Origin of the sequence: Caulobacter vibrioides, assembly GCF_002310375.3 — a bacterium.
In the GTDB taxonomy this organism is placed as follows: domain Bacteria; phylum Pseudomonadota; class Alphaproteobacteria; order Caulobacterales; family Caulobacteraceae; genus Caulobacter; species Caulobacter vibrioides_D.
In genome coordinates this window covers 1824573-1845677 of record NZ_CP023315.3, presented here as the reverse complement: position 1 = coordinate 1845677, position 21105 = coordinate 1824573, and the positions used below count along the sequence as shown (strand labels likewise).

Sequence of the window (21105 nt, the reverse complement as noted above, 5' to 3'; positions counted from 1 at the left end):
GTCAAACCCGCCATCCTGATCGACGAGCGGGCCTTTTGGCCTCGTGCCCCCTCGATGCTCCCTAAAATGACACCCAGAACAGTGTCATCTGAGCGAGACTGTCAGATGGTCGGGGGGTGCGCAACCCGGCTCGAAACAAGCGTTTGCTGCGCGGAAGCTTGGCCAGAAAGCCTGATCAGGGGCGCACGACTTCGCGATCGACCTGTATCGCTGCGCTCGCCTTGGGGGGCATAAGTTGCTGCCGAGGGATCTGCTTGACGATCTCCACAGACGCCACCTTGCCCTTGCCAAACAAGACAGCGCACTGCCCCAGCACGAAGGACGTCAGACGCGGACCGTCGACTTCCTTCCAGGTGTCCGGGCGCGTGAACGGGGTCTTGTAGGCCGCTCGCACGATCGCGTCGCGAAGGGCCGGCTCCTTATCCTTGAAGGACTCGACCTCAGTACCGGAGGTCAGCTTGAGCGTCATCGCCACGAACACGTAGTTGACGATCCGGCCATTGGCGATGATCGGAATGGTCATCGAGCCGAGCTTGTACGTCGGATCAAGCGCCTGCTCGCCGCCTTCCTTCTTCTTTTCGGGTTTCTTTTCGGAAGCCAAAGCGGGACTGGCCAAGGCGGCCAGGGCGCCGCAGGCGGCAGCGATGAGAACACGGCGCGTGGGGGCGTTTGGCGGGGTCATGGGGCTCTTACCTAACAGCAAGGCCTTGAAATTCGCCTAACCACAGGCGCTAGCCGTGTAGCCAACCCAGGCGTGACGGCGTGACATCGCGGCCCTTGTAATAGGCCGAAACCCCCTCGCCTTCGACGAACTCGCCGATCTCGCTGACCTTGACGCCTGCAGCCGCAGCGGCGACGCGGAAGGCCCAGGCTTCGTTGGGATCGACGGCGCACACGATCTCGTAGTCATCGCCGCCAGAAGCCAGAGAAATACGCCCCTCGACCTGCTCGGGCTGCTGATCCAGCCAGGCCTGGGCGCCGGGCGAGAGCGGCAGGCGCTCGAGATCGACGCGAACTCGGCAGCCGCTGGCCTTGGCGATGTGGCTGCTGTCCGCCAGCAGCCCGTCCGAGACGTCGGCGGCGGCCTTGGCGTGGACTCGCATGGCGTCGCGCAGGGTCACGCGCGGCTCGGGCTGGCGGTAGCGGCGCAGCATCGAACCGTCGGCGTCCACAACCTCGCCCCACTGCGCCAGAAGACCCAGCCAACCATCGCCGATCGTGCCGGAGACCATCAGCCGGTCGCCAGGCTTGGCCCCCCGGCGCAGGATGGTCTCGCCTTGCGGCGCCCACCCCAGGAAGGTCGCTGATACGACAAGGGGGCCGGACGTCGTGACGGTGTCACCGCCAAGCAGGGAAATATCGAAGAGCGCGCCGTCCTCGGCTAGTCCCCTGGCGAAGGTCTCGCGTGAGGCCACATCTGAACCAGACGGCCAACCGACGGCGAGAAAGTAGCCGTAGGGCTCGGCGGCCTTGGCCGCGAGATCAGACAGGTTGGTGCGGAGCAGCTTCCGGGCGACGACGTCGAGCGCTTCGTCGGCCAGGAAGTGAACGCCGCCGACCATAGCGTCCTTGGTGATGACCAGGTCGTATCCCGGCCTGGACGGTAAGACGGCGGCGTCATCAAGAAGATCCAGAGCGACCGGGTCGCCCCGCGTCAGCGGCCGTAGCAACCGCGCGATATGATCGAACTCCGTCGCTGGCGCTGCAGCGGGAGCCGCAGCGTCGTCTTCGGCGAACCAGTCTTCTTCGTCAGTCTCGTGCATCACGGGCGATCGCGTCGAGGGCGCCATTGATGAAGCCTGACTCGGGACCCTCAAAAAAGGATTTCGCGATCTCTACATATTCATTGATGACCACTTCGGTCGGAACGTCCGATCGGTACATCAATTCGAACGCGCCAGCGCGAAGAACCGCGCGCGCGGTAGCGTCAAGGCGCTCCAGCCGCCAGCCCGTGGCCAGGCGCTTCACGATACCCTGGTCGATCTTGTCTTGATTGGCCACGACGCCCTTGGCCAGATCGGCAAAGAAGGTCTCGTCGGCTGCGGCGAGTTGCTCGCCTTCGACATCGCGGTCAAAGCGATGCTCGCCGAACTCACGGATCACCGAATCGACGCCGGCGCCGGACACTTCCATCTGATAGAGCGCCTGGACGGCGGCGAGACGCGCCACCGAGCGCGGTTGGATGCGGTTCGCGCTCATCGAGCTTGTCCCAGCAGTTGACGCTTGAGGGCGATGGTTTCCAGACAGGCCTTCGCGGCCGCACCGCCACGATCACCTTCGCTAACCCGGGCCCGGCTCAAGGCCTGGGCTTCCTCATCGACGGCCAGCACGCCAAATCCGATCGGCAGGCGCTTGGCCACGCCAAGATCCTGAAGGCCGCGGGCGGTTTCGTTGGCGACCAACTCGAAATGGTAGGTCTCGCCGCGGATCACCACGCCCAGGGCGACATAACCGTCGTACCGCACGCCAACCGGGCGATGCCCCGCGTCCTCGGCCATGGCGATCACGGTCGGAATTTGCAGCGCGCTGGACACGGTGATCACGTCATACTCAGCGCCCTGCGCTTCGATGGCCTGGGTGGCACCGCGCAGCAGTTCGTCGGAGATCCCCGAATGGCTTCGGCCCTCCACGATCAGCAGGCGGATGTTCTCTTCAACCATCTAGCTCAACTCTCCACGGCCTCGCGCGCCGCGCGACCCTACAAACACACATCAGGATTAACGGATTATGGCTCTTCTTCGCCGCCGTCGCTCAGACCTTCCTCGGTCAGGAACTTGGCGAAGTCGCTGGTTTCCTTGAAATCCCGGTAAACCGACGCGTACCGGACATAGGCGACATCATCGAGCGATTTCAACGCCTTCATGACCATTTCGCCAACCGTCGACGACGGAAGCTCAGTTTCGCCCATGCTTTCGAGTTGCCGGACAATGCCATTAATCATCCGCTCGACACGTTCAGGCTCCACCGGGCGCTTCTGGGTGGCCAGTCCGACGGAACGCACCAGCTTGTCCCGATCGAACGGCGAACGGCGTCCGGAACGCTTGACGATGATCAGTTCGCGAAGCTGCACCCGCTCGAAAGTGGTGAAGCGCCCCCCACACTCGGGGCACATCCGCCGACGCCGAATCGCCGCGCCGTCTTCCGACGGGCGGCTATCCTTGACCTGACTTTCGGCATGGCCGCAGAACGGGCAACGCATGATCTAGCCCCCTCCGCGGCGCAATCACCCTATTAGTTGTAGATCGGGAAGCGCCCCGTCAAGGCCAGCACTTCCTCGCGGACCTTGGCCTCCACAGCGGCGTTGCCGTCCGGACCGTTGACCGCAAGGCCGTTGACGACCTCACCGATCAACTCACCCACACGCGTGAACTCCGCTTCCTTGAAGCCACGCGTCGTGCCGGCCGGCGTTCCCAGGCGGATGCCGGAGGTGATCGTGAACGGCGCGGTGTCGAACGGCACGCCGTTCTTGTTGCAGGTCATATAGGCGCGCTCGAGGCTGTGCTCGGCGTCGCGGCCGGTCACGCCCTTCGGGCGCAGGTCGACCAGCATCAGGTGGCTGTCGGTGCCGCCCGAGACGATGTTCACGCCCGACTTCAGCAGCGCCTCGGCCAGAGCGCGGGCGTTCGCGACAACTTGTCGCGCGTAGTCCTTGAATGCGGGCTCCAGCGCTTCGCCGAAAGCGACGGCCTTGGCCGCGATGACATGCTCCAGCGGACCACCCTGCAGGCCAGGGAAGACAGCCGAATTGACCTTCTTGATGATCGCTTCGTCGTTGGTCAGCACCAAGCCGCCGCGCGGGCCGCGCAGCGTCTTGTGCGTGGTCGTGGTGACGATGTGGGCGTGCGGGATCGGATTGGCGTATGCGCCACCCGCGATCAGGCCGGCGTAGTGCGCCATGTCCACCATCAGGTACGCGCCGATCGAATCGGCGATTTCCCGGAACTTGGCGAAGTCGATCTCGCGGCTGTAAGCGCTGCCGCCGGCGATGATCAGCTTGGGCTTCTCGCGCTGCGCAATCTCGGCGACGCCGTCGTAGTCGATCAGCTGATCCTGCTGGCGAACCGAGTAGGAGACCGGCTTGAACCACTTGCCCGACTGGTTGGCGGGGCTTCCGTGCGTCAAATGGCCGCCGGCCGCGAGGTCCATGCCCAGGAAGGTGTCGCCCGGCTGCAGCAGCGCCATGAACACCGCTTGGTTGGCCTGCGAGCCCGAGTGCGGCTGAACATTGGCGAAGCCTGCGCCAAACAGCGCCTTAGCGCGCTCGATCGCGATCGTCTCGATCTCGTCGACATATTCGCAGCCGCCATAGTAGCGCTTGCCCGGGTAGCCCTCGGCGTACTTGTTGGTCAGGATCGAGCCCTGAGCCTCCAGCACGGCCTTGGAGACGATGTTCTCCGAGGCGATCAACTCGATCTGGTTCTGCTGGCGACCCAGCTCGCGACCGATGCGATCGAAGATTTCGCGGTCCGCGGTGGCGAGGTCCGCGCCGAAAAAGGCGCTGAGGTCAGTTTGGGTCATCACGCTCTCCTGGCGTTGCGGGGAGTCGGCAGAGGCGCCCTCTTTAACGGGATAGGCGCGGCGATCAATCTCGGAACCACTCGGGATGTTGCGCGTTGACGACCCGCAGGGCCCGTCTCGTCCCTGCGCAGGTTGATACGACAACAACAGGAGCGGGGTATCTTATGGCGTCTCAGAGCGGCGGAAGCACGGATGCGACAAACAACACTGACGTCGATATCCTGGGGCTCAGCGCGGAGATCGTGGCGGCCTATGTTGGTCAAAACACGGTCGCTCAAGCGGCCATCCCGGACCTGATCCGGACCGTCCACGGGGCGCTCGCCACGCTGAACACCGGCGAAGAAGCGCCGCGCCCCTCCGAAAAGGCCAAGCCTGCTGTGCCTGTCAGCCGCTCGGTGCAGCACGATTACATCGTGTGCCTTGAGGACGGAAAAAGGCTGAAAATGCTGAAGCGCTACCTGCGCTCGCACTACGACATGAGCCCAGAGGACTATCGCCGCAAATGGGGTCTGCCGCCGGAGTACCCGATGGTGGCGCCGGCCTATGCGGCCCGGCGTTCGGATTTCGCCAAGCAGATCGGCCTGGGCAAGGGTGTCCGACGGGGCAGCTGATCCGCCAACCGAGCACGCGAACGCCGCCGGGGTCCGGCGGCGTTTGTCGTTTCGAAGGCTATCCGTGCGTTGAGAGATGAAGGTGGGCGTCTTCCTCTTAGGCCGCGTAGCCGCCCATCCGGGCGACATTGCAGTGAGCCCACAGCTTCTCCATCGCCGCGACCAGCTTGCGCATCATGTCGTCGGTGTGGAACGGCGTCGGCGTAAAGCGCAGACGCTCGGTGCCGCGCGGCACGGTCGGATAGTTGATCGGCTGCACATAGACGCCGAAATCGGCCAGCAGCATGTCGCTGATCATCTTGCAGTGGACGGGATCGCCGACCAGCACGGGCACGATGTGGCTGACGCTGTCCATGACGGGAAGGCCCGCCGCCTTGAACATAGCCTTCAGGGTGGCCGCGCGCTCCTGGTGGATCTCGCGAACCTCGGGGTGCTGCTTGAGCCAGCGGACGCTGGCCAGCGCGCCGGCCGTCAGGGCCGGCGGCAGAGACGTCGTGAAGATGAAGCCCGAGGCCATCAGGCGGATGGCGTCGATCACCTCGGCGTCGCCGGTGATGTAGCCGCCCATGACGCCGAACGCCTTGCCCAGCGTGCCTTCGATGATGTCGATCTCGCTCATCAGGCCATCGCGCTCGGCGACTCCGCCGCCGCGCGGCCCGTACATGCCAACGGCATGGACCTCGTCGAGATAGGTCATCGCTCCGTACTTCTTGGCCAGGGCCACGGTGCCGGCGAGGTCGGCGATGTCGCCGTCCATCGAATAGACGCTTTCGAAGGCGATCATCTTCGGCGCATCAGCCGGCGCTTCGGCCAACAGCTGCTCCAGATGGGCCAAATCGTTGTGCTTGAAGATCTTGCGCGGACCACCGCCGTTGCGGATGCCGGCGATCATCGAGGCGTGGTTCAGCTCGTCCGAGAAGATGATCAGGCCAGGCAGGATCTTCTGCACCACCGACAGCGTCGCCTCGTTCGAGACATAGCCCGAGGTGAACAGCAGGCCGGCTTCCTTGCCGTGCAGATCCGCCAGCTCCTGCTCCAGCAGGACGTGATCGTGATTGGTGCCCGAGATATTGCGCGTGCCGCCCGAACCCGAGCCGTGCTCATCGACGGCGGCCTTCATGGCGTCCACCACGACAGGGTTCTGACCTTGGCCAAGATAGTCGTTGCTGCACCAGACGACGACTTCTTGCTCCGAGCCGTCCTGGCGCATCCAGGTGGCGCGCGGGAACTGGCCGCGCTGGCGCTTCAGGTCGGCGAAAACCCGGTAGCGACCCTCTTCGCGGATCTGCTCAACGGCGCTGCGGAACGCGGCTTTGTAGTCCATGTCGATCTCTAAACCACCGCCCAGGCGGGTCGGCGGTCCCCTAAGTCCAGGCTGGGCTTTTCGCACCTGTCGCCCGCAGTGTCCATCTAAGGGCGTTTACCTAGCAAATCGAAAGGCCTGATGGCCTTCATCGAGTTTCTCGATACACGCCCCGCAGCGTTATCTCTTGGCCGATTCAATGAAGAGCGGCCACCCTTCCGCGCAGTAACTCGATGATGGCCGAGAAGTCCTTGCCGCCGAAGCCGTTGGCGTCGAACAGCGCGTACAGCGCCTCGGCCTGCGCGCCCATCGGCGTCGAGGCGCCGGCCCTTGCCGCGGCCTCCTGCGCCAGCTTCAGGTCCTTCAGCATCATCGCCGAGGCGAAGCCCCCCTCATAGCCTCTGTCAGCCGGCGTCTGTGGGCCGACCCCCGGCACCGGACAGTAAGAGGTGATCGACCAGCACTGGCCCGACGACTTGCTGGCGATCTCGAAGAAGCGGTCAGCGGCCAAGCCCAGCTTCTCGGCCAGGGCGAACGCTTCGCACGTCCCTAGCATCGAGACGCCCAACAGCATGTTGTTGCAGATCTTGGCCGCCTGCCCCGCCCCATGGCCGCCAGCGTGAATGGTCACGCGCGACATCGGCGCCAGAGCGGCCTCCACGGCGGGAAAATCGCCAGACTCGCAGCCGACCATGAAGGCCAGGGTTCCAGCCTCGGCGGCCATGATGCCGCCCGACACCGGCGCATCGGCGAACCGGAAACCAGCCTCGGCCGCCAGCTTGGCGACCGCACGGGCGCTGTCCACGTCGATCGTGGAACAATCGATCAGCAGCGCGGATTTGGGCGCGTTCGCAAGGATCTGCTCGCCATAGACCGCGCGCACATGCGGACCGGCCGGGAGCATGGTGATCACGACCTCGGCGTCGGCCACGGCTTCGGCGACCGATGCGGCCGCCAGGCAACCCGCGGCCACGGCGCGCTCGACCGCGACGGGTGAGAGGTCGAAAGCGCGGACCTGATGCTGGGCCTTCGCCTGGTTGGCGGCCATGCCGCCGCCCATGTTGCCCAGGCCGATAAAGGCGATACGCGTCATCTGGAACTCCCTGCAAAAGCGAACCGCGCCTCATGGGCGCGGCTCTTATCGTTGGTCTTGTTCAGCGGTCTCAGCGCGCCGGCTTGCGGAACTTGTAGACGAACTGATCGGTCTTCCCGCGAATGCCGGCGTCGTAGACGTTGGCGGCCCTGGGATCGGCCGGATTGCGCAGCACGCGGGTCTCGCCCTCGAAGATGAAACCGGCCGCCACCACCTCGGCCTTGACCACGGCCGGATCGATACGGTGGAGGGTCTCGGTGTCGCGCAGGCCCGAGCCGGGGTTGGCGACATGGTCGAGCACCAGATAGACGCCGCCTGGCTTCAGGGCCCGGAACACCTGCCGGTTCACTACGCCAAGGTCGGCGGGCCCCATGAACTTGTTGTGCATGTCATGGTAGTTCTGGGCCGTGAACACGAGGTCCAGCTTCTCCGGCGCCCCGAAGTTCGGCAGGGTGTTCAGGATGACCTGCACGTTCGAATAGACCGGATCGCGCGCGATCGCGTTCACTGCAGGCTCGCGCTTGGCGAGCTTGGTCAGTTCATCGGGCACATAGGCGTAGACCTTGCCCTTGGGCCCGACAGCCTTCGAGAAGATCCGCGTGAAATAGCCGCCGCCCGGGATCAGGTCTGCGACCTTGGCGCCGCTCTTTACGCCCGCAAAGGCCAGAACCTCCCCAGCATGGCGATCCTTGTCGCGGATCATGTCCGCAGCGGGGCGCGAGGGATCGCTCAGCGCCGCCGCAATGTTGGCGGGCAACGCGATGGCGACAGGGCCGGACGGCGGCGGCGGCGGCGGCCCCATCATCGGCTGGGTGGCGCAGGCGGCGAGGCCCAGTACGGCGACGAGACTTAGCAGCGGCTTACGCATGGCAATCCTTCCGAACCGACGTGTTCTTCTTTCCGGGCACGTTAGCGCACGACGTCCGCTACGTCAGCGGTGTCCATTCCTCTTGGGGCGAAAGCGGCGCGAAGATCTCGGCCAACGCCGCGTCGGTCACGTCCTCCACCCGGGCCGGCGACCAGCGCGGCGCATTGTCCTTGTCGACGATCACGGCTCGTACGCCCTCGATGAAGTCGTGCTTCATCACCACCCGCGAGCCGATCCGGTACTCCATGGCCATGTTGTCGGCGAAGTCTTCCATCGCCGCGCCGCGCTTGAGTTGCTCGAAGGCCACCTTGAGGGTCTGGGGCGACTTGGTCTTCATGACCTCAAGCTGCGCCTTGCCCCAGTCGCTGGAGTCGAGGGTCAGGAACTCAAAGATCTCCTCGACGCTCTCGCCGACGAACAACCGGTTCAGATCCTGTTCGAAGCCCAGGAGCGAGGCCTTGCCGGCGTCGGCGCGATACTTCCGAAGCGTCTCCTCGATCCGCCGGGGATCGGCGACGATCGCCTTCTTCAGACCCTCCACCGCCCCAAACTCCACGAAGTGCGTGGCGATACCCAGGCGCATGCAGTCCGCGCCCTTGATCCGCGCGCCGGTCAGGGCCAGCCACAGCCCCGCCTTGCCCGGCAGGCGCGGCAGGTACCAGCCACCCCCGACATCCGGGAACAGGCCGATGCCCGTCTCCGGCATGGCGAAGGTGGTGCGCTCAGTGGCGATCCGCATGTGGGCCGGCATCGCGATCCCGACACCACCGCCCATCACGATCCCATCCATCACGGCGACGACCGGGGTCTCGTAGGTAAACAGCAGATGGTTCAGCTGGTACTCGGTGTGAAAGAACCGGCGAGCCTCCACCCCGTCCTTGGCGCCGCTCTCGGCCAGCATGCGGATGTCACCGCCCGCGCAGAAGCCGCGCTCGCCCGCATGATCAATCAGGACCATGTAGATCTCGGGATCGTCCTGCCAGTCCAGCAGCGCGCCGATCATGGTCTCGCACATGCCCAGGGTGAGGGCATGCAACGCCTTCGGGCGATTGAGGGTGATACGACCGACGTTCTTCTCGACGCGGATCAGGACTTCGGGGTCTTCGGTCATTTCAAGTCCTATGCGGGTTCGCCCACAGGCGCGCAGTCGAAGCGGTCGATCTGGCCGTTGGCGAGGCGATAGACGGCGTCCTGAGGAATATCGAGCCGCAGCGTCTCTTCCCTCGCCAACCCAGCGTAAGCGCCGCGCAGCAACCGGCCAGCCACGCCATGGCTCACAACAATCAGGCGTCGCTCGGGTTCGGCCGCCTGCTCTTCCAGCCACGACACCAGACGCGCCATCATGGCCTCGTAAGTCTCGCCGCCTGGCGCCAGGAATCCCCAGGCGTCGTCGCCAACCAGGTGCGGGTTCTCGCCATGCACCTCTTCGCGCAGGCGTCCGGACCATTCTCCGACATCGATCTCGACAAGGCGCTCATCGAAACCGACCTCAAGGCCCAGCCGCTCGCCGATCGCTTCGGCCGTCGCGCGAGCCCGGCGAAGCGGGCTGGCGACAAGCCGCCAAGGCGCAGGCGGGTCGCGCCGCACGAGGTCGTGCAGCAGAGCGCCCATGGCCTTAGCCTGCAGGAGGCCCAGCGGCGTCAGATCGGACTCCGTCCGTCCCTGGAGCCGCCCTTCGCGATTGTGGAAGGTCTGGCCGTGGCGGCAGAGATAGATCATCCGACGCTCATTGGCGGAACATCTCGCGGGCGATGATGACGCGCATGATCTCGTTGGTCCCTTCCAGGATCTGGTGCACCCGCAGGTCGCGGACGAGGCGTTCCAGCGGATAGTCCTGGAGGTAGCCGTAGCCGCCATGCAGCTGCAAGGCGTCATTGGCCACCTGGAAGCCGGCGTCGGTGGCGAAGCGCTTGGCCATGGCGCACAGCTTGGTGGCTTCTGGGTGCTTGCTGTCCAACGCATGGGCGGCGCGGCGCACCATCAAGCGGGCGGCTTCCAGTTCCGTCGCCATATCCGCCAGCTTGAACTGCAGGGCCTGGAAGTCCTTCAGCGGCCGGCCGAATTGGTTGCGGGTCTCCAGATAGGCCTTGGCGGTGTCGAGGGCGAACTGGGCCCCGCCCAGCGAGCACGAGGCGATGTTCAGGCGACCGCCGTCCAGGCCCATCATGGCGAAGCGGAAGCCTTCGCCTTCCTGCCCGATGCGGTTGGCGACCGGCACGCGGCAGTTGTCGAAATTGACCTGAGCGGTCGGCTGGGCGTTCCAGCCCATCTTCCGTTCATTGGCCCCGAAGCTGAGGCCCTCCATGCCTTTCTCGACCACGAAGGCCGAAACGCCCTTGGCGCCCTCGCCGCCCGTGCGCGCCATGACGACATAAACGTCCGAGACACCGCCGCCGGAAATGAAGGCCTTGCCGCCGTTCAGGACATAGTGATCGCCGTCCAGCTTGGCGCTCGTGCGCATCGCCGCGGCGTCCGAGCCCGAGCCCGGCTCGGTCAGGCAGTAGCTGGCGATCAGCTCCATGGAGGTCAGGCGCGGCAGGTAGCGCTGGCGCAGATCTTCCGAACCGAAGCGGTCGATCATCCACGACGCCATGTTGTGAATGGTCAGGTAAGCAGCGACCGGCACGTCGCCATAGCTCAGGGCTTCGAAGATGATCGAGGCGTCGAGGCGCGAAAGCCCGCTGCCGCCAACGTCTTCGTTCACATAGATGCCGGCGAAGCCCAGCTCGGCCGCCTGGCGCAGCACGTCGACCGGGAAGTGCTTGTTTTCATCCCAATCCGCCGAATGCGGGGCAAGCTGTCCTTCGGCAAAAGCGCGGGCGGCGTCCTGGATTGCGACTTGATCTTCGTTCAGCGCGAAATCCATGCGCACTTCCTCCCGTTCGGGGCAGAACCGCCCTCGCCTCTTTGATGGCTCACGTGCCGCGCCGGCGGCGCGGTGTCAATCATGCGCCACCGCATTCCATCTCATCACAGAAACGAGGAGAATAAGGGGATCGGGGCGGCCTGAAATCCTCCGTTACATGGTGTGAATCGCCCTTTGGGGCGCACCCCCTTGATAACCATGGCCTTTCGCTCCAAATGCGCAGTCCCGGGGATGGCGTCCTCCACCAAAATCTTTTGCACCGACCGTTATGCGTTTCTTCAAATCCGTACTGGCCACCTTGACCGTGGCTCTGGCCATGACCGCGCTCGCCGCGCCAGCCCACGCTGGCGGCGACATCACGCGCAGCTATGGCGTCTGGCGCAATCCGAAGAACACGGTCCATCTTGAGATCAAGAGCTGTGGCCCCGCCACCTGCGGCATCGTCGTGTGGGCCAGCGCCAAGGCCGAAGCCGACGCGCGCAAGGCCGGCGCCGACACCCTGATCGGCAAGCAGCTGCTCCGCGACTTCGAAGCCCAGAACAACGGCTCGCTAAAGGGCCGCGTCTGGGTTCCCACCCTGCGGGTCACCCTGGTCGGCACCGCCGATGTGCTCGACGCCAAAACCATGCGCGCCAAGGGCTGTGTGATCGGCAACCTGTTCTGCAAGTCGCAGGTCTGGACGCGGCTGGACGGCGGGTCGGTCTTGGCCTCTCGCGCCGCCCCATAACGGGCTTTGCTCGCGAACACGCTTGATTAAGCGCAAAACACGCGCGACCCTCTAAGTGTACGTCGATAACCTAAGCGCCCGTCAGAGGCGCTCGGTTCGACTGGCCGCAAAGCGGCCAACACGGGAGGAACGGGCATGGCCGAGGCGGCGACGCTTCAGAAGACCGCGCATGGCGCGGCGACACAGCACTTCGACGTGATCATCGTCGGCGCCGGCATCTCCGGCATTGGCGGCGCCTATCACCTGACGACGCAAAGACCCGGAACGCGGTACTGCGTTCTAGAGGCCCTCGACGGCTTCGGCGGCACCTGGCTGACCCACACCTATCCGGGCATCCGCTCCGACAGCGACCTCTACACCTTCGGCTATCGCTTCAAGCCCTGGGTCGGCCCGCCGATCGCCACCGCCGCCGAGATCCTCAGCTATATGGGCGAGGTGATCAACGAGAACGGCCTGGCTCCGCACATCCGCTATCGACGTCGGATCAGCAACGCGCGCTGGTCGTCCAAGGACAAGCTGTGGACGCTGCAGGTGACCGGCCCTGACGGCGTCGAGACCTACACCACCAACTTCCTCTGGATGTGCCAGGGCTATTATCGCCACTCGGTGGGCTACACGCCCGAATGGCCAGGCATGGCGGATTTCGGAGGCAGTATCGTCCACCCGCAAACCTGGCCCGCAGATCTCGACCTGAAGGGCAAGAAGGTCGTCGTCATCGGCTCGGGCGCCACCGCGGCTACCTTGGTCCCCAACATCGCCGGCGATTGTGAGCACGTGACGCTGCTGCAGCGCTCGCCGACCTATTTCGTGCCCGGCCGCAACGAGAACGAGCTGGCCAACACCCTGCGCCAACTGCAGGTCGACGAGGCCTGGATCCACGAGATCGTCCGCAGGAAGGTGCTGTTCGACCAGCACGAGTTCACGCGTCGCGCGATCGAGGAATCCGACACCGTGAAGGCCGAGCTGCTTGAGGGCGTGAAGATGTTCCTCGGCGAGGACTTCGACGTCGCCAAGCACTTCACGCCCCGCTACCGCCCCTGGCGCCAGCGGATCGCCTTCGTGCCCGACGGCGACCTCTTCCAGGGCGTCGCCTCGGGCAAGGCCAGTGTGGTCACCGACGAGATCGAGCGCTTCACCAAGACCGGCCTGCTGCTGAAGTCTGGCGAAACCCTCGACGCCGACGTGATCATCACGGCCACGGGCTTTGACCTGTCGGTGCTGGGCGACATCGCCTTCGAGATCGACGGTCAGCCGCTCGACTTCGCCAAGACGGTCACCTACCGGGGCATGATGTTCACCGGCGTGCCGAACCTGGTCTGGGTGTTCGGCTATTTCCGCGCCAGCTGGACCCTGCGGGCGGACCTGATCGGCGACTTCGTCTGCCGCCTGCTGGCGCACATGGAAAAGGCCGGCGCAAAACAGGTTGATGTCGCTCTGCGGCCCGAGGACAGGGACATGAAGATCGGTGGCTGGATCGATCCCGAGGACTTCAATCCCGGCTACCTGATGCGCAACATGCACCTCTTGCCCCAGGCCGGCGACAAGCCCGAATGGCGTCATACCCAGGACTACTGGACCGAGAAGGACCTCTTCCCGACCATCGACCTGGACGACGCGGCGTTCCGCTATTCGTGACAGCGCTTAAGGCGTCTGCAAACTTGCCTAGACGGGCGGCGCGGTTCAAATCAACGCCATGACCACGCCGCCCCTCGCCCCCTATCCGCACACCCGCCTGCGCCGCGTGCGCCAGAGCGACTGGGTCCGCCGCCTGGTCCGCGAGACTGAGGTGCGTCCGTCCGACCTGATCTGGTCGATGGTGGTGCACGAGGGTGAGGGGACGATCCCGGTCGCCTCCATGCCCGGCGTCGCGCGCCTGTCGGTCAAGGAAGCCGCCAAGGCCGCCGTGCGCGCGCGCGATCTCGGCATCCCGGCCATCGCCATTTTCCCGCACATCGACGGCAGCCGGAAGGACGCAGCCGGCTCGATCGCCGCTGACCCGGACGGGGTGATCCCCCGCGCGGTCAAGGCCATGAAGGACGCCGCCCCCGAGGTCGGGATCATGTGCGACGTGGCGCTGGACCCCTTCACCGACCACGGCCACGACGGCGTGGTAGAGGGCGGCAAGATCCTCAACGACGCCACGATCGAGCGCCTGATCGAACAGGGCCTGATGCAAGCCGAGGCCGGCGCCGACATCCTGGCCCCTTCGGACATGATGGACGGCCGCATCGGCAGGCTGCGCGCGGCGCTGGAAGGCGCGAACTATCAGGACGTGATGATCATGTCCTACGCGGCCAAGTACGCCTCGGCCTTCTATGGCCCGTACCGCGACGCGATCGGCTCGGCCAAGCTTTCTGCGGGCCAAGGTGACAAAAAGACCTACCAGATGGACCCGGCCAACACCGAGGAGGCCATCCGCGAAGTCGCCCTCGATATCGCCGAGGGCGCCGACATGGTGATGGTCAAGCCGGGCATGCCCTATCTCGACATCGTCCGCCGCATTGTCGACGAGTTCCGCATGCCAACCTACGCCTTCCAGGTGTCGGGCGAGTACGCGATGATCATGGCCGCCGCACAGAACGGGTGGATCGACAAGGACCGCGCCATCCTGGAAAGCCTGACCGCCTTCAAGCGCGCCGGCGCGGCCGGGATCATCACCTATTTCGCCCCCTGGGCGGCGGAGAAGCTCGGCTGACATGACCGCCCCGAGGACCGTCCTGAGCAAAGGCCGGTTCTACGGCGCGCTGACCGTCGAGCGGCAGTTGCCGGGCGTGCGCCTGGCGCACCTGGAAGCCACCAAGCGCGCCGACCACGTCGATGAGCACAGCCACGACGACGCCCACTTCGTGCTGGCCACCCACGGCCGCTACATCACCACCGCCGCCGGTCCCGAGACCGAAGGCCCGGTGTTGGTCTACAACCCTCCGGGCGTCGTCCACCGCGACCGCTTTTTCGACGGCGGCGGCTGCTTCCTCGCTGTCAGCTTCGACGCGACCGACTGGCGCGCCCTGGCCGACGCTGGCGCCGGCCCCGCGATCGACGCGCTTCGCCTCACGGGGTCCCAGGCCCGCAGCGCGGCCCTGCGATTGACGCGCGCCCTGCTGACCCGAGACGCCGAGTCACTATCGCTGGAGGGCTTGAGCCTGGAGTTGGCGGCCCAGGCCCTGGCGCCGCCCCGCCAAAGCGAAAAACGCCCTGCCTGGCTGGACCTCGCCGAGACCTTTCTGGCCGACACCTTCGACCAACCGATCGGCGTCGCCGACCTGGCCCGCGTGGCTGGCGTTCACCCCGTCCACCTTGCGCGAGGCTATCGACGGTGGATGGGCGCGGCGCCCGGTGATCGCCTCCGCACGCGACGACTAGAGCGCGCCGCCGACCTCCTGATGCGCGGACGCGACCCGATCGGTGAGGTCGCCCTGGCGTCCGGCTTCTGCGACCAGAGCCACCTCAATCGCCAGTTCGTCCGCGCCTATGGCGTTACGCCCGGCGAGTTCGCGCGGCTGTGCGGACGGCGCTCTCATGTTGCAGACGTCCAAGACGCGGGCGCCGGCGCGACCTAGACCGCGACGGCTGTTTTTGGAGTTCCCCCGTTGAAAGCTTTCGCGTTCGCCGCCGCCCTTGTTCTTGCGCCTCTCAGCGCCCAGGCCGCTTCTGACATACCGACCGCCACCGCGGTCGCCGAAGGGCTCTCGACGCCTCGGCTCGACGCCATGTCGGCCGCGATCAAGGCGGGCCAGTTCCAGCAGATCACCAGCGTGCTGATCGCGCGTCGCGGCAAGCTGGTCTTCGAAGCCTACTACGACGAGGGCAAGCCCGACGGCGGCCCGGAAGCGCGGCGGAACACCCGCTCGAGCACCAAGACCGTCACCGCTCTCCTGGCCGGCGCAGCCATCGACCGGCGAGCGCTGCAGAGCGTTCAGGCGCCGATCAAGCGCTACCTCAAGGACCGGCCGCCGGCGGCCCATCCCGATGCTCGCAAGGACAAGGTCACGGTCGAGGATCTTCTGACCATGAGCTCGATCGCCGAGTGCGACGACGAAAACCAGTTTTCGCGCGGCAACGAAGAACGCATGTACCTTATCGAGGATTGGGTCGGCTTCTACCTCGACCTGCCCGTGCGCGGGTTTCCGGAATGGGTTCCGAAACCGGAAGCCTCCCCCTACGGCCGCAGTTTCAGCTATTGCACCGCCGGGGTCGTGACGTTGGGTCAAGTGGTCCAGAACGCGGTCGGCAAGCCCCTGCCCGCCTTCGCTGATGAAGCCCTGTTCAAGCCGCTGGGCATCGAGGCGCCCCGCTGGCAGATGTCGCCGCTGGGCTTGGCCATGGGCGGTGGCGGCCTTGGCCTGCGCAGCCGCGATCTGTTGAAACTGGGCCAGCTCTACGCCAATGGCGGCCAGTGGAACGGCAAGGCGGTGCTGTCCGCCGACTTCATCAAGGCTTCCGTCACGCCGCACGCTAACGCCCGCCAGGACACCGACTATGGCTACCTGATCTGGCTGCAGACCTTCGCCGGCCACAAGGCCTGGGTGATGAACGGGTCAGGCGGCCAGAAGGTCGCGATCGTTCCGGACCTGGACCTGGTTGTCGTGGTCACCACCACCAACTTCGGCGTCCGCCAGCCCCACGCCATCTCCGAGAAACTGATCGTCGAACATATCCTGGCGGCGATCGAGAAATAGCGACGCGACTCTGGGGCGCGGTTAGGGTCGGACCATGAACCGCGTCCTCGACATCGTCACCGCCGTGATCCGCGATGCGGAGGGCCGCATGCTGCTGGTCCGCAAACGCGGCACGACCATCTTCATGAAGCCGGGCGGCAAGCGCGACGCCGGAGAAGACGATCTGACCACGCTGGCGCGTGAGCTGCGCGAGGAACTCGGCTGCGAACTCGTTTCGGCTGACTTTCTGGGCCACTTCAGAGCCCCAGCCGCCAACGAGGCCGGGTTCACCGTGCAGTCTGCGACCTATATCGCCAAGGTCGTCGGCGACATCGCCCCGCGCGCCGAGATTGAGGCGTTGGCCTGGGTCGATCCCGCCGCGCCGGGCGATCTGCGTCTGGCCCCGCTGCTGACCCAGGCGGTGCTGCCCGCCCTGCGGAATGTCGACTAGAGCCCTTTCCGATCTGATTGAACCAATCAGATCGGATAAAAAGGGCTCTATTTCAAAAGTTTAGAGCATTTTTCGACCCGATAACCGATCCACACTTATCGGAAAATGCTCTAGGCGCGGACCTCAGCCCGCCACCGCCTCGTCGATGCGTTGCTGGATCAGCGCCTGAGCCAGTTCTCGTGCGCGGCCCGCAGGTCGCCCCAGCAGCTCGCTCAAGGTCGGCCCGAACAGGCCCACCCCCACCGCCAGGATGATGTTCAGCAGGATGAAATCGACGACGCCGTCGCGGTCGATGCGGACATCCCGCGCCACCCGGGTCTCGATGATCTCGTCGACCACGTCGCGCACCAGCGTCATCCGCCGCCCCTCACCGGTCATCTCCAGCCAGGCGGCCAGACGCGCCGCGCCCTTGGCCTCGAAGGCGTCGAACAGCGCCTGAGCGCCCATGCCGATCTGGGCCTGATCCTGCTGCAAGCCTGCGATCACCTTGTCGGCCAGCTGGCGGATCATCCGCTCCATCAGCGCGGTCTCGACCCCGCCGATCGAGCCGAAATGGTGGATGACATTGGCGTGGACCACGCCGGCGGCCTTGGCCACGTCGGCCAGTTTCAAGGCCTGGGGCCCCTGCTCGACCAGGATCGCTTCGGCGGCCGCCAGGATGTTCTCGCGCGCGGCCTCAGGCGAGCGACGCACGCGCGGGGCGCGGATAGGCGAGACCTCTATTGACATTTTTGTCAGTACAACCAAATCTCAGGAGCAACAGGGGCTGACCAAGCCCCAACTCGGCCAAGGATACAACGCCCATGACCGCTGCGACCCAAGCCAAGCACACGCCTGACGACCTTTCTGTCGCCCCGCGCGACATCCGCTTCGACCTGACCTCGGCCCAGAAAGGTCACTGGCTGGGCGGCGACCCGGTCGGCACCGCCGTATTCAACGCCCTGTCACTGACCTTCCCCGACGGCGAGCGGATGTTCATGGATGCGGTGAAGGCCTATCGCGACCGCCTGTCGGGCAAGCTCCTCGAAGACGCCAAGGGCTTCATCGCCCAGGAAGCGATCCACTCGCGCGAGCACCATCACCTCAACAGCCTTATCGACCGCGAGCGCTATCCGGTCGCTGAGATCGAGGAGACCATTCGCGGCCGCGTGAAGATGGCGCGCGAGCGCGGGCCGATGGCCATGCTGATCTCGACCATCGCGCTGGAGCACTTCACGGCCATGATGGCCGAGATGCACGCCCGTCACCGCAACCTGTTCGACACCACCGATCCCGAGATCGAAAAGCTGTGGCGCTGGCACGCGGTCGAGGAGACCGAGCACAAGGCCGTGGCCTATGACGTCTTCCTGGAGGTCACCAAGGACTGGTCGCCGTTCAAGCGCTACATGATCCGCTGCCGGGCGATGGTGCTGGTCACCATCATGTTCACCCGCAACATCAGCCGCTACGCCGCCCGCCTGCTGGAGGCCGACGGCTATACGCCCAAGGCGGCGCTGAAGGCGGTGAAGCGCTTTGTCTGGGGCGATCCCGGCATCTTCCGCCGTGGCTGGAAGACCTATTTCGCCTGGTACCGTCCGGGCTTCCACCCGTGGGACCAGGACGACCGTCCGCTGGTCGCCGACTGGATGGCGGAGTTCAACGCGGCGGTGCGGGCTTAGGGCGCGGCCCGCAACTCCATAACCAGTGTCATCCCGGCCGAAGCGTAGCGTAGAGCCGGGACCCAGGGGCGGCGCGCAAGGCGTTCCGTCACCCCCTGGGTCCCGGATAACGCCTGCGGCGTTTCCGGGATGACACGAATATTGAGGTTGGGTTACCCCCCGATCAACCCGAAATCCGCCACCTGGCCCATGGCGTCCCGCACCGCCGCCAGCGTGCGCAGGCGGTTGTCGCGGTGCTCGGGCTCGTTGACGAAGACGCCGTCCAGATAGGCGTCGACCGGGCCGCGCAGTTCGGCCAGCTGGGTCATGGCGCCGGTGAAGTCTTCCTTGGCCAGAGCGTCCTTCAGCGGTTTGTCCAGCAGACGCAGGGCGCTGTAGAGGCCCACCTCGGCGGCGCTGTCGGCGGTCGGCGCCTGCATCTCGCCAGTCGGCAGGGCGCCCTTCTTGTCCTCGGCCTTGAGGATGTTGGAGGCGCGCTTGTAGCCGGCCAGCAGGTTCTTGCCGTCGTCGGTTTTCAGGAAGCCGTCCAGGGCCTCGACCCGCGCGACGATCCGCGCCAGGTCGTCATCGCCCAGGGCGAAGACGGCGTCGACGAGATCGTGACGCTTGCCTTGGTCGCGGAGGGTCACCTTCAGGCGGTCGGCGAAGAAGGGTAGTATGCCGAATTCATCTTCGAGAACCGGCCATGCGTCGATATCTTCGCCGCGCAACTTCGAGAAAGCTTCCAGGTGCGCTTTGAAGTTCGCATAAGACTGTCTAAGCGAGCTCACAACGTCAGCGCTCGCCTCGGCCAGCTCAGCATAGCTTCCTGCAACGCTAGAAGACATCTGGACCTCCATACTGGAGGCCTGATTCCTCAATTCTTGACGGCTAACAACTTTAGCCAGCGGAAGACGGATACCGTTTTCAATGACGATCCGGATCACGCCTAGCGCCGCCCGACGCAGAGCATAAGGATCCTTGGAGCCCGTCGGCTTTTCGCCAATAACGAAGAAACCAATTAGCGTGTCCAGCTTATCCGCCAGAGCCACCGCGATCGAAACCGACGCCGTCGGCACGGCGTCCGATGGGCCTTGCGGCTTGTAGTGGTCGCGCACGGCGTCGGCGATCTCGCCGTCGAGGCCGAAGGTGCGGGCGTAGTAGCCGCCCATGATCCCTTGCAGTTCCGGGAACTCGCCGACCATCTGCGAGGCAAGGTCCGCCTTGGCCAGGCGTGCAGCTTCCTTGGTCTTTTCGACATCCGCGCCGACCAGCGGGGCGATCTCGCCAGCCAGGGCGACGATGCGTTCGACGCGCTGGGCCATCGTCCCAAGCTTGGCGTGGAAGGTCACGCCGTCCAGCTTCTTGAGCCACGGCTCGAAGCCGACCTTGACGTCCTCGTCCCAGAAGAAGCGGGCGTCGGAGAGGCGCGAGGACAGCACCTTGGCGTTGCCGGCCGCGATCACCGCGCCGCCGTCGGCCGCCTGGATGTTGGCGATGGTGATGAAGTGCGGGGCCAGGCCCTCTTCACCGGCCTTGCGGACGGCGAAGTACTTTTGGTGCGTGCGCATCGAGGTGCGGATCACCTCGGGTGGCAGGCTGAGGAACACCGGGTCCATGTCGCCCAGCACCGGGGTCGGCCACTCGGCCAGGCCGGCGACTTCGTCAAGCAGGCCCTGATCCTCGACCAGTTCCAGGTGACGCGCAAAGCACAGGGTCTTGCAGCCTTCCAGGATGCGCTGCTTACGCTCCTCGACGTCCAGCACGACGAAGTGCTTTTCCAGGCCCGCGACATACTCGTCGAAGTCCTTGGCGACGAACGGCTTGGCCTCGCCCATGAAGCGGTGGCCTTCGGTGATGTCGCCGCTTTGAATGCCCTCGATCGCGAACGGCACGACCTCGCGGTCCAGCACGCAAAGGATGCGCTTCAGCGGCCGCACCCAGCGCAGCTTCTTGGTCCCCCAGATCATCGACTTGGGCCAGGGGAAGCCGCGCACGATGGCCTCGACCATCTCGGCGATGATCTCGGCGGTCGGGCGGCCCTTCTTTTCGATGAAGGCCATGTAGACGCCGTCGCGCTCGACCAGTTGGTCTTGCGTCAGGCCCGCCTTGCGCAGGAAGCCTTCCATCGCCTGCGGCGGCGCGCCGACGCGGGGGCCCTTCAGCTCTTCCTTGCGGTCGGCCTGGGCCAGCGGCAGGCCTTCGGCCACCAGGGTCAGGCGGCGCGGGCCGGCGAAGGTCTTCAGCGCCTCGGGCAGGAAGCCGGCGGCGGCCAGGTGCTCGCGCGCCATGCGCTCCAGGTCCTTGGCGGCCTGGGCCTGCATGCGGGCGGGGATCTCTTCCGAGAACAGTTCGAGGAGAAGTTGGGGCATC

Annotated in this window: 22 protein-coding genes; 8 read left to right on the top strand and 14 right to left on the bottom strand. The window is 65.6% G+C overall.

What is annotated here, in order from left to right; all coding sequences use genetic code 11:
- Positions 1 to 175: 175 nt before the first annotated feature.
- The 6 genes from CA606_RS08770 to glyA all read right to left on the bottom strand — a co-directional run bounded on the left by CA606_RS08770 (position 176) and on the right by glyA (position 4518).
- The gene (locus CA606_RS08770) at positions 176 to 682 is read right to left on the bottom strand and encodes a hypothetical protein (RefSeq protein WP_096051482.1); all 507 of its coding nucleotides are present in this window, start codon (positions 680 to 682) and stop codon (positions 176 to 178) included.
- Positions 683 to 731: 49 nt separating this feature from the next.
- Positions 732 to 1790: a thiamine-phosphate kinase gene (thiL, locus tag CA606_RS08765; RefSeq protein ID WP_181242856.1), complete on the bottom strand. Its 1059-nt coding sequence runs from the start codon at positions 1788 to 1790 to the stop codon at positions 732 to 734.
- Positions 1750 to 2199, bottom strand: a complete 450-nt coding sequence (nusB, locus tag CA606_RS08760; RefSeq protein ID WP_096051483.1) for a transcription antitermination factor NusB — start codon at positions 2197 to 2199, stop codon at positions 1750 to 1752. The genes thiL and nusB overlap by 41 nt, the downstream gene beginning before the upstream one ends.
- A complete protein-coding gene (gene ribH / locus CA606_RS08755) occupies positions 2196 to 2660 on the bottom strand; it encodes a 6,7-dimethyl-8-ribityllumazine synthase (protein WP_096051484.1) in 465 nt (154 codons plus the stop codon). The genes nusB and ribH overlap by 4 nt, the downstream gene beginning before the upstream one ends.
- A gap of 65 nt (positions 2661 to 2725) precedes the next feature.
- On the bottom strand, positions 2726 to 3199 hold the full coding sequence (gene nrdR / locus CA606_RS08750; RefSeq protein ID WP_096051485.1) for a transcriptional regulator NrdR: 474 nt from the start codon (positions 3197 to 3199) through the stop codon (positions 2726 to 2728).
- A gap of 32 nt (positions 3200 to 3231) precedes the next feature.
- The gene (glyA, locus tag CA606_RS08745) at positions 3232 to 4518 is read right to left on the bottom strand and encodes a serine hydroxymethyltransferase (RefSeq protein ID WP_096051486.1); all 1287 of its coding nucleotides are present in this window, start codon (positions 4516 to 4518) and stop codon (positions 3232 to 3234) included.
- A gap of 164 nt (positions 4519 to 4682) precedes the next feature.
- On the opposite strand from glyA, the gene CA606_RS08740 reads away from it, so the two are divergent.
- Positions 4683 to 5129 carry a MucR family transcriptional regulator gene (locus CA606_RS08740; RefSeq protein ID WP_096051487.1) on the top strand — a complete coding sequence of 149 codons (447 nt, stop codon included), beginning with the start codon at positions 4683 to 4685 and terminating at the stop codon, positions 5127 to 5129.
- 97 nt (positions 5130 to 5226) lie between these two features.
- On the opposite strand, the gene hemA is transcribed toward CA606_RS08740, so the two are convergent.
- The 6 genes from hemA to CA606_RS08710 form a co-directional block, all read right to left on the bottom strand.
- Positions 5227 to 6453, bottom strand: coding sequence for a 5-aminolevulinate synthase (gene hemA / locus CA606_RS08735; RefSeq protein ID WP_096051488.1), 1227 nt, complete (start codon positions 6451 to 6453; stop codon positions 5227 to 5229).
- 175 nt (positions 6454 to 6628) lie between these two features.
- Entirely contained in the window at positions 6629 to 7525 is an 897-nt protein-coding gene (mmsB, locus tag CA606_RS08730) for a 3-hydroxyisobutyrate dehydrogenase (RefSeq protein ID WP_096051489.1), read from the bottom strand.
- Between the two features lie 70 nt (positions 7526 to 7595).
- Positions 7596 to 8393, bottom strand: coding sequence for a class I SAM-dependent methyltransferase (locus CA606_RS08725; protein ID WP_096051490.1), 798 nt, complete (start codon positions 8391 to 8393; stop codon positions 7596 to 7598).
- A 58-nt stretch (positions 8394 to 8451) separates the two neighbouring features.
- A complete protein-coding gene (locus tag CA606_RS08720) occupies positions 8452 to 9504 on the bottom strand; it encodes an enoyl-CoA hydratase/isomerase family protein (RefSeq protein WP_096051491.1) in 1053 nt (350 codons plus the stop codon).
- An 8-nt stretch (positions 9505 to 9512) separates the two neighbouring features.
- On the bottom strand, positions 9513 to 10112 hold the full coding sequence (locus tag CA606_RS08715) for a histidine phosphatase family protein (RefSeq protein ID WP_096051492.1): 600 nt from the start codon (positions 10110 to 10112) through the stop codon (positions 9513 to 9515).
- 7 nt (positions 10113 to 10119) lie between these two features.
- A complete protein-coding gene (locus tag CA606_RS08710; protein ID WP_181242855.1) occupies positions 10120 to 11265 on the bottom strand; it encodes an isobutyryl-CoA dehydrogenase in 1146 nt (381 codons plus the stop codon).
- Positions 11266 to 11527: 262 nt separating this feature from the next.
- Here CA606_RS08710 and CA606_RS08705 point away from each other — a divergent pair, with 262 nt between their 5' ends.
- From CA606_RS08705 to CA606_RS08680, 6 genes are all read left to right on the top strand, one after another.
- On the top strand, positions 11528 to 11986 hold the full coding sequence (locus tag CA606_RS08705; protein ID WP_096051494.1) for a DUF2147 domain-containing protein: 459 nt from the start codon (positions 11528 to 11530) through the stop codon (positions 11984 to 11986).
- A gap of 135 nt (positions 11987 to 12121) precedes the next feature.
- Entirely contained in the window at positions 12122 to 13621 is a 1500-nt protein-coding gene (locus CA606_RS08700; RefSeq protein WP_096051495.1) for a flavin-containing monooxygenase, read from the top strand.
- 58 nt (positions 13622 to 13679) lie between these two features.
- On the top strand, positions 13680 to 14681 hold the full coding sequence (hemB, locus tag CA606_RS08695) for a porphobilinogen synthase (protein ID WP_096051496.1): 1002 nt from the start codon (positions 13680 to 13682) through the stop codon (positions 14679 to 14681).
- Position 14682: 1 nt separating this feature from the next.
- Positions 14683 to 15546: a helix-turn-helix transcriptional regulator gene (locus tag CA606_RS08690; protein ID WP_096051497.1), complete on the top strand. Its 864-nt coding sequence runs from the start codon at positions 14683 to 14685 to the stop codon at positions 15544 to 15546.
- A 30-nt stretch (positions 15547 to 15576) separates the two neighbouring features.
- Positions 15577 to 16665 (top strand): serine hydrolase domain-containing protein, encoded by a 1089-nt coding sequence (locus CA606_RS08685; protein ID WP_096051498.1) that lies wholly within the window; start codon positions 15577 to 15579, stop codon positions 16663 to 16665.
- A gap of 34 nt (positions 16666 to 16699) precedes the next feature.
- The gene (locus CA606_RS08680; RefSeq protein ID WP_096051499.1) at positions 16700 to 17095 is read left to right on the top strand and encodes an NUDIX hydrolase; all 396 of its coding nucleotides are present in this window, start codon (positions 16700 to 16702) and stop codon (positions 17093 to 17095) included.
- 123 nt (positions 17096 to 17218) lie between these two features.
- Here CA606_RS08680 and CA606_RS08675 read toward each other — a convergent pair whose 3' ends face one another.
- Positions 17219 to 17842: a TetR/AcrR family transcriptional regulator gene (locus CA606_RS08675; RefSeq protein ID WP_181242854.1), complete on the bottom strand. Its 624-nt coding sequence runs from the start codon at positions 17840 to 17842 to the stop codon at positions 17219 to 17221.
- 56 nt (positions 17843 to 17898) lie between these two features.
- On the opposite strand from CA606_RS08675, the gene CA606_RS08670 reads away from it, so the two are divergent.
- Entirely contained in the window at positions 17899 to 18753 is an 855-nt protein-coding gene (locus tag CA606_RS08670) for a metal-dependent hydrolase (RefSeq protein ID WP_096051501.1), read from the top strand.
- Between the two features lie 152 nt (positions 18754 to 18905).
- Here CA606_RS08670 and glyS read toward each other — a convergent pair whose 3' ends face one another.
- A complete protein-coding gene (gene glyS, locus CA606_RS08665; RefSeq protein ID WP_096051502.1) occupies positions 18906 to 21104 on the bottom strand; it encodes a glycine--tRNA ligase subunit beta in 2199 nt (732 codons plus the stop codon).
- Between the last annotated feature and the right edge of the window lies 1 nt (position 21105).